Source organism: Treponema endosymbiont of Eucomonympha sp., from assembly GCF_001028545.1.
The window spans coordinates 1-433 of sequence record NZ_BBPW01000694.1 but is presented as its reverse complement, the minus strand read 5'-3'; the positions used below and the strand labels follow the sequence as shown (position 1 = coordinate 433).

The following is a 433-nucleotide window of genomic DNA, read 5'->3' as shown; positions in this document are numbered from 1 at the left end:
TCCAGCAATGCTTTCGCTCGTCGGAACGGTATGGTTTCGAAACCCTCCACGAAATTCGATACCGTTCCGTGAAGCGTATGAGCTGCCTCTTCATCCCGCCCGGCATCGCGAAGTAATATGGACAGGCTGGTCGCTGCCCGTAGTTCCCACTCCAGGGCGGCCTGCTTCGCGGAAATCTCGATCGATTGTCGCAAATGATTTTCGGCCAGCTGGGAGAAGCCTCCGTCCGCTTGCGCGATGACATCGCCGCGGATCCGCAAGGCTTCAGGCAACCACCAAAATGCTTCGGATTTACGCGTCCTTTCCAACGACTCGGCGGATGCAATCAACGCTGCCTCTAATTGCCCATCAGCCGCTAGAAGTTCGGCCAGTTGACCGCTCAAAGGAATGAATTGCCCCTCCTATCGCGCGTACACCAGATGATCGAGCGCGC

1 protein-coding gene is annotated in these 433 nt (G+C 57.0%); it reads right to left on the bottom strand.

Going from position 1 to position 433, the window contains the following annotated elements:
• On the bottom strand, positions 1-383 hold a 383-nt coding region (locus AWU74_RS08660), incomplete at its 3' end, for a hypothetical protein (RefSeq protein WP_202966449.1).
• Between the last annotated feature and the right edge of the window lie 50 nt (positions 384-433).